Source organism: Niveispirillum sp., assembly GCF_017996735.1.
GTDB lineage: Bacteria > Pseudomonadota > Alphaproteobacteria > Azospirillales > Azospirillaceae > Niveispirillum.
This window is the reverse complement of the sequence record NZ_JAGOGJ010000051.1, coordinates 34,502-43,814: the sequence shown is the minus strand read 5'-3', so window position 1 is coordinate 43,814 and position 9,313 is coordinate 34,502. Positions and strand designations below refer to the sequence as shown.

The window sequence follows — 9,313 nt, the reverse complement described above, 5'->3', positions numbered from 1 at the left end:
CCCCAGCGCCGTCACCACCCTGCCGGCGCGCGACGTGATCGATGCCCGCCTGTCCATCGATCCCACCGACAGCGTCCGCCTGGAACTGTTCGTCACCAACCTGTTTGACGAGACCTATATCGCCAGCCAGCTTCAGAACTCCTCATCGGCCGATGGCGGCATCATCTATGGTGCCCGCCGCCAGTATGGCGGCCGCCTGACCTACCGGTTCTGAGGCGGAGGAAAGGAATGAAGCGGTCCTTCGTTTCCGCCCTGGCCTTGGCGGCGGCATTCACGCTGCCGGCGGGGGCTACATGGTGGTCGCCGGGTGACGGCACGCCGTTCCCGGCCCGGTATGATGACGCCGACGCGGACGGTGTCACGCGCATCCTTCTGGATGGCGGGCCGATGGAAACGAAGGGCCATCCCTTCTTTGAGGCGAAGGGCAAATATGGCCGCGCCTGCGTCACCTGCCACCAGCCCTCGGACGGGATGAGCCTGTCGGCCGAAACCGCCCGGATAAGATGGCAGGAGACGGGGGGCAAGGACCCGTTATTCGCGGCCATCGACGGGGCCAACTGCCCCGATCTGGCACAGGGGGAGCGCGCGTCGCATTCCCTGCTGCTGGATTACGGGCTGTTCCGTATCGCCCGGCCCTGGCCCCCGGTCGATCATGACGGACAGAAGATCGAACCCGATTTCACGCTGGAGGTCGTGCGCGACCCGACTGGGTGCAACGCATCGAAGGTCTGGGGTCTGGCCGCGCCCGACCCGCAGGTTTCCGTCTTCCGCCGGCCCCGTCCGGTGGCGAATTTTAAGTATATCCTGGCCATGGGCTTCGCGGTCGATCCCAAGGTGGGCAAGCCGCTGCCCATCGATCCCGAAACGGGGAAGATGGTCAGCGGCAATCTGATGGCCGACCGCCGTGTTCTTTCCCTGGAAGCGCAGATGCGCGACGCGGCCCATTCCCACATGGGTTTCGACGCGCTGACGGCCGACGACATCAACCGTATCCGCGATTTCGAGGATCGTCTCTTCGTGGCCCGGCAGCATGACCGGGTGGGCGGCGATCTGGACGCCATGGGCGCACGCGGCGGCCCCGAAACCCTGGCACGGTCTGAACCCGGCCGCCTGGGCAGCCAGGGAACGGCGGTGTTCAGCGAATTCGCGGCGTGGGAGAAGATACCCGCCGATGCCGTCATCACCCCCGAACAGCGCGCGTATCGGGAATCCGTGGCGCGTGGCGCGCGGGTGTTCCGGGAAAGGATGTTCCTGATCACCGACAGCGCGGGCATCAACTCACCGGTCGGGTTCGGCAATCCCGTCCGCAATTCCTGCGTCTTCTGCCATAATATGAGCCAGATGGGTATGGATGTGGCCCCCGGTCAGGTCGATCTGGGCACCACCACCATGCCCTTTGCCGACCCGCAGCCGCACCTGCCTTTGTTCCGCATCACCTGCAAGGGGCCGCCGCATCCCCATTACGGCCGCGTGATCCATACCCATGATCCGGGCTACGCCCTGACCACGGGCCGGTGCGAGGATGTGGGCAAGATCACGCTGCAGACCCTGCGCGGCCTGACGGGCAGGGCGCCTTATTTCGCCAGCGGGTCCGCCCGCGACCTGCGCGCCGTGATCGACTATTACGACCGGCGCTACAATATCGGCTACACGGAGCAGGAAAAGCGCGATCTGGTCAATCTGATGGGGGCGCTGTAAATGCGGCGGATGATGACGGCGCTGCTGGCGCTCCTGTCCTTCAACAGTGTCGCACAGGCGGCTGACGCCGTGCGTTTTATCAGTTGCCCGATCTATCGCGACACGGATGCGGGCCGTAAATCCGGCTGCTGGCTGGCGGAGGAGCGGGAGACGGGGCGGCGCTTCGACATCACCCAGTCGGCCACCAAGCCCGACTGGTCGATGGCCGTACTGGTAGAAGGGCGCATCGCGGAAAAGCAGGATAATGCCTGTGGCGCCACGGTGCTGGAACCTGTCCGGGTGTCGGTGCTGCCGGATCAGGCCTGCACCCGCGCCATGATCCCGGCCGAAGGATTTCCGGGCCGGCGTTTCGTGCTGCCGCCCCGCAATATCCGCCCGATCCATGCGCCCGACCCGGCCCCGCCGCCGTCCTATACGGCCCGGCTGTTCCTCATTCCCTTCGATTACGGCCGCGATTTCGTGGTCTATCAGCAAAGCGACTGGATGCTGGTGAACGCCGCCGCCTATGCGCGGGCGGCGGGGGGCAGGGTGCTGGTGACCGGCTATGCGGAGACGGAACCGCTGCGCGTATCCGGGCAAAGCCTGTCGGAACCCGCCAGCCTTGCCAAAAGCCGGGCGGAGATGGCGCGGCTGTGGCTGGTCAGCCTGGGTGTACCGGCGGATCGCGTTCATCTGGACTGGAAGCCGAACCCGGCCCCCCTGGCCGATCCCGCCTTCGACGGGTTGACCGAAACCTCCCGCCGGCGTGTGGATATCAGGATCGAACCCTGATCCCCCCGCCGTCGGTGCAAGGCCGGTGCCGGGTACCCGGCCGGTCTGCGGCGGCGGCCTCCCTGCCTTGCCACAATCGAAAAACGGGTTCCCTGAAAACCGGCCGGACGATTTCGCTTTCCAGTCCCTAAAATATGAGTATGATCTCATTTTCAATAAAAGGGAGGGGGCCATGTTGTACCGGGGGTGGCTTTGGGGTGCGGTCTCAGTGCTGGCACTGGGCGGCAGCGGGGCGTGGGCGCAAACGGCGGAAGATCCCTCCGCCGCGGGCACTCTGGTGCTGGAAGAGATTGTGGTGACCGCGCGCAAGACGACGGAGCGTCTGCAGGACACGCCGATTTCCATAACCGCGCTGGACCGGGATGCGCTGGAACGCCGGGGCATCGATACGCTGGCCGATGTGGCCAAGGTCACGCCGGGCCTCAATTACGGCAATTTCGGCGACCTGAAGCTGTCGCCGACCTCCCTGCGCGGCGTGGTCGGTTCGGCCGGTTCGGCGGGGGCGGACCCTGCTGTCGGCTATTATGTCGATGAGGTCTATGTGGGGCAGGGGCCGGGCGCCAACCTGGACCTGTATGACATTGCCCAGGTGGAGGTGATGCGCGGGCCGCAGGGTACGCTCTATGGCCGCAACACCATCGGCGGCGTCATTGCCATCCGGACGGAGCGGCCGGGAGATGAGGTGAAGGGGTCGGTCACTGCCGATATCGGCAATTACCAGCGCCGCCGCCTGGGTGCGTCCCTGTCCGGCCCCCTGGTCGATGGGCTGGTCAGTGCCAAGGTCGCGGTCATCCGCGATCACCGCGACGGTTACGAGGATAATCTGTTCCTGGACCGGGATGTGAATGACCACCGCACCTGGTCCGGTCGGGCACAGCTTCTGTTCACCCCGGCGCCCGACACCGAATTGCTGCTGACCGCCGACCATGCGGAGGCCGACCAGGAAACCCTGGTGTTTGAGACGTTGAAATACAATCCGGATGCCATCGCGACCCAGATGCTGCGGACCTCTGGTTTCGCGCTCAATACCGATCCGTTCGACCGCAAGGTAAATGCCAACCGGGTCAGCCGGGAAACGCTGAATGCCGATGGCTATGCCGCGAATTTCCGGACCTCGCTGCACGATATCGACATCGTCAACATCTTCTCCTACCGCCAGCATAATTATTACAGCAATACGGATACCTGCCGCTGCCAGCTCTCCTTCAGTTATGATGGCGATCCGGAGCAGGTGAAACGCCTGTCGAACGAGTTCCGGATCGGTGGCACGGCGGGGTCGTTGTCCTGGCTGACCGGCCTCTATTACTTCCGTCAGAAGGCCGACAATCAGAGCTTCATCGAGCTGGGATCGGCAACGGCCGGCCTGTTTGGCGTGCCGGCGATGGATGGTCTGGTCATCGGCTCGACGGGGCGGATGACAACCATCAGCAAGGCCGCCTTTGCCAGCGCCACCTGGACGGGCGATGATCTGGTCGATGTGACCCTGGGCGGCCGCTACACGCAGGACGAGAAGCGTATCGATTACCGGCAGGTCGATCCCTATCAGATCCTGGGTGGGTCCACCGCCATCAAGGCCGATGACGACTGGAGCCGCTTCACCCCCAACGCCAATATCCGCTTCCGTATCAGCCCGACGCTGATGACCTATCTGAGTGCGGCCAAGGGCTTCAAGAGCGGCGGCTTCAACGACGCGCTGGGCGATGCCAACGGTATCTCCTTCGGGCCGGAGAGTTTGTGGAACTATGAGGCGGGGCTGAAGACCGAATTGTTCGACCGCCGGCTGTCGCTCAACCTCGCGGCCTTCGCCATGGAGTGGGACAGTATCCAGATCACGGCGCAGAACCCGGCCACCACCTTCTATAACCCCATCATCCTGAATGCCGGCAAGGCGCATAGCCGGGGGGTGGAGGTGGAGGCGTCGGCGCGCGTCACCTCCCGGTTGCGTCTGACCGGCAACCTGTCGGTCCAGGACGCCGCCTATGACAAGGGAACCTTGCCCAATGGCAAGCCGCTGAACCATATCCCCTTCGCGCCCACCTATACCGGCCTGATCGAGGGGGAATATGCCGTGCCCACACCGGTCGGTCTGCTGACCTTCCAGGGCGAATATCAGATGCGGGGCCGGACCTACCTGACCACGAACAATGATCCCGACGGGCGGGTCGGCGCCTATGGCCTGGTCAATCTGCGTGTCGCGCTGGCATCCGATGATGATCGCTGGCGGGTGGCCCTCTATGGCCGGAACGTCTTCGACAAGACCTATATGACCCGCCTGTTCGATCTCTACGACAACACCCTGAACGGACAGAAGCTGATCACGCTGGGCGCGCCCGCCACCTACGGCGTGGAGTTCAAGGTCGCCTTCTGACGTGGAAAAGGCGCGGTATTCCACCCCGCTTCAATGGAGAAAACATGAATAAGCGCGAAGCCGTGATTGTCTCCACGGCCCGCACGCCCATCGGCCGTGCCTTCAAGGGATGTTTCAACGCCACGCCGTCGCCAACCCTGGCTGCCCATGCGATCCGGGCCGCTGTCGGTCGGGCGGGGATCGATCCGGCGGAAATCGAGGATGTGGTGGTGGGGGCGGCCCTGCAGCAGGGGTCGCAGGTCGCCATTGGCCGTAACGCGTCCTTGCGTGCGGGCCTGCCGGTATCGGTGGCGGGTCAGTCGATCGACCGCCAATGCGCTTCCGGCCTGATGGCGGTGGCCACCGCGGCCAAACAGGTGATCGTCGACGGGATGGATGTCTGTGTGGCGGCGGGGGTGGAATCCATCTCCCTGGTCCAGACCCAAGCCATGCGCGGGGACCCCGATCCCGGCCTGCTGGCCATGGTTCCCGACGCTTACATGCCGATGCTGGAAACAGCGGAGATCGTTGCCAGACGGTATGGGGTGAGCCGGGAGCGCATGGACGACTATGCCCTGCTCTCCCAGCAGCGGACCGCCCGCGCGCAGGCGGCCGGGGCGTTCGCAGCGGAGATCGTGCCGGTGACGGCGCACATGGCCGTGGTGGACAAGGCGACCGGAGAGACCAGTTTCCGGGAACTGACCGTGACCAGGGACGAAGGCAATCGTCCGGAAACGACGCTGCAGGGTCTGGCCGCCCTGAAACCGGCCATGGGGCCTGACGGAACGGTCACGGCGGGCAATGCCAGCCAGCTTTCCGATGGTGCTTCGGCCTGCGTGATCATGGATCATCGTCTGACGGAACGTCGCGGCCTGCAACCGCTGGGCCGCTATATCGGCATGGCGGTGGCGGGCACCGCACCGGACGAAATGGGGATCGGCCCGGTCTTCGCGGTGCCCAAGCTGCTGGCCCGGCACGGTCTGGCGATGGGCGACATCGGCCTGTGGGAACTGAACGAAGCGTTTGCGGTACAGGTGATCTATTGCGCCGCCAGGCTGGGCATCCCGCCGGACATCCTGAATGTGAATGGCGGCGGCATTTCCATCGGCCATCCCTATGGCATGTCCGGTGCCCGCATGGTCGGTCATGCCCTGATCGAAGGGCGGCGCCGGGGGGTGCGGTATGTGGTCGTGACCATGTGCGTGGGGGGCGGCATGGGGGCCGCCGGCCTGTTCGAGGTGCTGTCCTGATGCGCGCGCCGGAGACGGGTTCACCGCAACGGATCCTGGTGGCCAACCGGGGCGAGATTGCCATCCGGATCGTGCGCGCCGCCAGGGCGCAAAGCCACGCCAGCCTGTGTATCCATGCGGAGGATGAGGCCGACGCCCTGCATCGCCATTATGCCTATGACAGCCGACCCCTGCGGGGCAGCGGTCCCGCCGCCTATCTGGATCAGTCCGGGATCATCGATATTGCTTTGGTCACGGGATGCACGGCGGTTCATCCCGGCTATGGCTTTTTGAGCGAGAATGCCGCGTTCGCGCGGGCCTGTGCGGCGCGGGGATTGATCTTCATTGGGCCGTCGGCGGAAACGCTGGACCTGTTCGGCGACAAGATCGCGGCGCGGGCGCTGGCGCAACGGCTGGGCGTGCCGGTGGCCGCCGGCACCAGCGGTGCCACCACGCTGGAGGAAGCGCGCAGCTTCGCGGCGACCCATGGCGCGGTGATGCTGAAAGCGGTTGCGGGCGGTGGCGGCCGGGGCATGCGTGTGGTCCGCGACCTTGAGGATCTGGAGGCCGCCTATGAACGCTGTGCATCGGAAGCCCTGAAGGCCTTTGGGAACGGCGATCTCTATGTCGAAAAGCTGCTGCCGGCCGCGCGCCATATCGAGGTGCAACTGGTTGGCGACGGCAGCGGTCTTGTCAGCCACCTGTGGGAACGCGACTGTTCCATCCAGCGGCGACACCAGAAACTGGTGGAGATCGCGCCGGCCCCGCTGCTGGACACAAGCTTGCGTCAGCGGCTGATTGATGCGGCCCTGACGCTGGGCCGGCACGTCGCCTATAAGGGCGTCGGCACCGTGGAATTCCTGGTGGCCGGCCAGGATTTCTGGTTCATCGAGGCCAATCCCCGCCTGCAGGTGGAGCATACGATCACCGAGGAGATCACCGGTGTCGATCTGGTGCAGACCCAGATGGCCATCGCCTTCGGTGCGTCGCTGGCCGATCTGGACCTGACCGAGCCGCCGCCGGTACGGGGAACTGCCATCCAGGCGCGGGTCAATCTGGAGGTGATGTTGCCCGACGGCAGCGCTGTGCCCCGCGCGGGACGGCTGCTGGCCTATGAACCGCCGTCAGGACCCCATGTCCGTGTCGACGGGATGGGTTGCCGGGATTATGTGACCAGCACGCGCTATGACCCGCTGCTGGCCAAGCTGATCGTGCGTGATCGCTCTTTCACGGGCGCGGCGAAAGCCACGGCCCAGGCCTTGCGGGAGTTCAAGGTGGAGGGGGTGGAGACGAACATTCCGTTCATCACCGCCATCCTGAGCCACGACACCTTTCTGTCCGGGCGGTTCGATACGGGCTTCATCGCCGCGCACCTGGACGATTTGTTGTCCATGGCCGGTTCTGCCGCCGTTCCCGACCGTGCGGAAGCAGAGCCGGACCTGGATGACACAGGTACGGTTGCCCTGCGCGCGCCCATGACCGGGACCATCATCCAGCTCTCGGTGGCTGCCGGCGACCGCGTGCACAAGGGGCAGGGGTTGCTGGTGGTGGAGGCCATGAAGATGGAACATCCGCTGTCCGCCCCCTGCGCCGGGACCATCGCCGCCGTGAAGGCGGTGCCGCACGGACAGGTGGCAGAGGGCGCTGTTCTGATCCTGCTGTGCCCCGATGCGGGGGACGGTGATGCCGGGCCGGGCCTGCCCCCGGACGGGGAGGATTGGCAGGCGGAGATCGCGGAGATCGGCCGCCGTCACGCCATCGCCCGTGACATGGGCGGACCCGATAAGGTCGCGCGCCAGCGGAATGCCGGCAAGCTGACGGCCCGTGAGCGGATTGAGCGGTTCGCTGATCCCGGCAGCTTTTCGGAGATCGGGGCGCTGACCGCCCTCACCAGCTATGACGGGGAAGGACACCTGCGCACCATCCACCCCGCCAATTTTATCGCCGGGACTGGGCGCGCCGATGGGCGGAAGCTGGTGCTCGGGGTCGATGATTTCACCCTGCGTGCTGGGTCCGGCGACGCCGCCATTCATGAGAAGCAGGTCTTTATCGAACATTATGCCGGTGAAATGCGCCTGCCGCTGGTGCGGCTGCTGGACGGGGCCAGCGGTGGCGGCAGTGTCACCATGGCGCTGGAACAGGGGTTCCATTACCTGCCCGTCAATCCCGGCTGGGACGCGGTGGTGGAGAACCTGTCACTGATCCCCGTGGTCGCAGCCTGCTTGGGGCCGACGGTGGGGTTGGGGGCGGCGCGGCTGGCCATGTCGCATTTTTCCGTCATGATCGAAGGGCTGGGGCAGGTCTTCACGGCCGGGCCGCCCATCGTCCGATCCGCCACACGGGAGGATCTGACAAAAGAGGAGCTGGGCGGTGCGACGGTGCATGCCGATAATGGTCTGGTCGAACGGATCGTGCCGGACGAACAGGCCGCCTTCGACAGTATCCGGCGCTTCCTGTCCTACCTGCCGTCCAGTGTGTTTGAACCGCCGCCCTGCCTGACACCGCAGGACCCTTGTGATCGGCGCGACGCGTCGCTGGCCGCCGCGATCCCGCGCAATGACCGCCGGCCCTACAGGATAGAGCCCATCTTGCGGGCGATCTTCGACGACGGATCGCTGTTCCGGTTTGCCGGATATGGTGGGGCGACTGTCACGGCGCTGGCGCGGCTGGATGGTTGCCCCGTGGGCGTGCTGGCCACCGATCCGGAGAAGGGCGCGACCATGACGGCGCAGGGTGCCATGGCCATCACGCGACTGGTCGATCTGTGCGAGACGTTCCACCTGCCTATCGTCAGCCTGACCGATCAGGCGGGTATGTCGATCGGGTTGGCGGCAGAACGGGCCGGCACCATCCGCTTCGGCGCGCGGGCCATCGCTTCCATCTATCAGGCGACTGTCCCGCAGGCCGAGATCATCCTGCGCCGGGTGTTCGGCGTAGGCGGTGCCGGCATCGTCAACCGCCACCGGGCCGGGCGAAGCTGGGCCTGGCCATCGGCGCGGTGGGGATCGATCCCGCAGCAGGGCGGCATTGAGGCGGCGTTTCGTGCCGAACTGGACCGTGCCCCCGACCGCGCGGCCGCCATTGCTGCCATCGAACGCCGGCTGGAAGCCATCGCCTCGCCCTTGCGCACGGCCGAAAGGTTTGGCGTGCAGGACATCATCGACCCCAGGCAGACACGGCCCCTGCTCTGCGACTGGGTGCGGGACGCCTATCGCCTGCTGCCCGAAAGGCTGGGCCGCCCCTGTTTTGGAACACGGCCATAGAAGCC

6 protein-coding genes are annotated in these 9,313 nt (G+C 65.7%); all 6 read left to right on the top strand.

The genetic code is table 11. The features are described from left to right. A partial coding sequence (locus KBA48_RS16760) for a TonB-dependent receptor (RefSeq protein WP_292908392.1) occupies positions 1-214 on the top strand: 214 nt, incomplete at its 5' end. A 14-nt stretch (positions 215-228) separates the two neighbouring features. Continuing rightward, entirely contained in the window at positions 229-1,698 is a 1,470-nt protein-coding gene (locus KBA48_RS16755; protein ID WP_292908391.1) for a hypothetical protein, read from the top strand. Further along, on the top strand, positions 1,699-2,469 hold the full coding sequence (locus KBA48_RS16750; RefSeq protein ID WP_292908390.1) for a hypothetical protein: 771 nt from the start codon (positions 1,699-1,701) through the stop codon (positions 2,467-2,469). A 172-nt stretch (positions 2,470-2,641) separates the two neighbouring features. Beyond that, positions 2,642-4,837 carry a TonB-dependent receptor gene (locus KBA48_RS16745; protein ID WP_292908389.1) on the top strand — a complete coding sequence of 732 codons (2,196 nt, stop codon included), beginning with the start codon at positions 2,642-2,644 and terminating at the stop codon, positions 4,835-4,837. Between the two features lie 44 nt (positions 4,838-4,881). Then, a complete protein-coding gene (locus tag KBA48_RS16740; protein WP_292908387.1) occupies positions 4,882-6,066 on the top strand; it encodes an acetyl-CoA C-acyltransferase in 1,185 nt (394 codons plus the stop codon). Beyond that, positions 6,066-9,308 (top strand): carboxyl transferase domain-containing protein, encoded by a 3,243-nt coding sequence (locus KBA48_RS16735; protein ID WP_292908385.1) that lies wholly within the window; start codon positions 6,066-6,068, stop codon positions 9,306-9,308. Before KBA48_RS16740 ends, KBA48_RS16735 begins: the two co-directional genes overlap by 1 nt. Positions 9,309-9,313: the final 5 nt, after the last annotated feature.

Bases quoted from the DNA above. Each gene is read 5' to 3' on its own strand.
- KBA48_RS16755 (WP_292908391.1), top strand. From the start codon at position 229: ATGAAGCGGTCCTTCGTTTCCGCCCTGGCCTTGGCGGCGGCATTCACG.
- KBA48_RS16750 (WP_292908390.1), top strand. From the start codon at position 1,699: ATGCGGCGGATGATGACGGCGCTGCTGGCGCTCCTGTCCTTCAACAGT.
- KBA48_RS16745 (WP_292908389.1), top strand. From the start codon at position 2,642: ATGTTGTACCGGGGGTGGCTTTGGGGTGCGGTCTCAGTGCTGGCACTG.
- KBA48_RS16740 (WP_292908387.1), top strand. From the start codon at position 4,882: ATGAATAAGCGCGAAGCCGTGATTGTCTCCACGGCCCGCACGCCCATC.
- KBA48_RS16735 (WP_292908385.1), top strand. From the start codon at position 6,066: ATGCGCGCGCCGGAGACGGGTTCACCGCAACGGATCCTGGTGGCCAAC.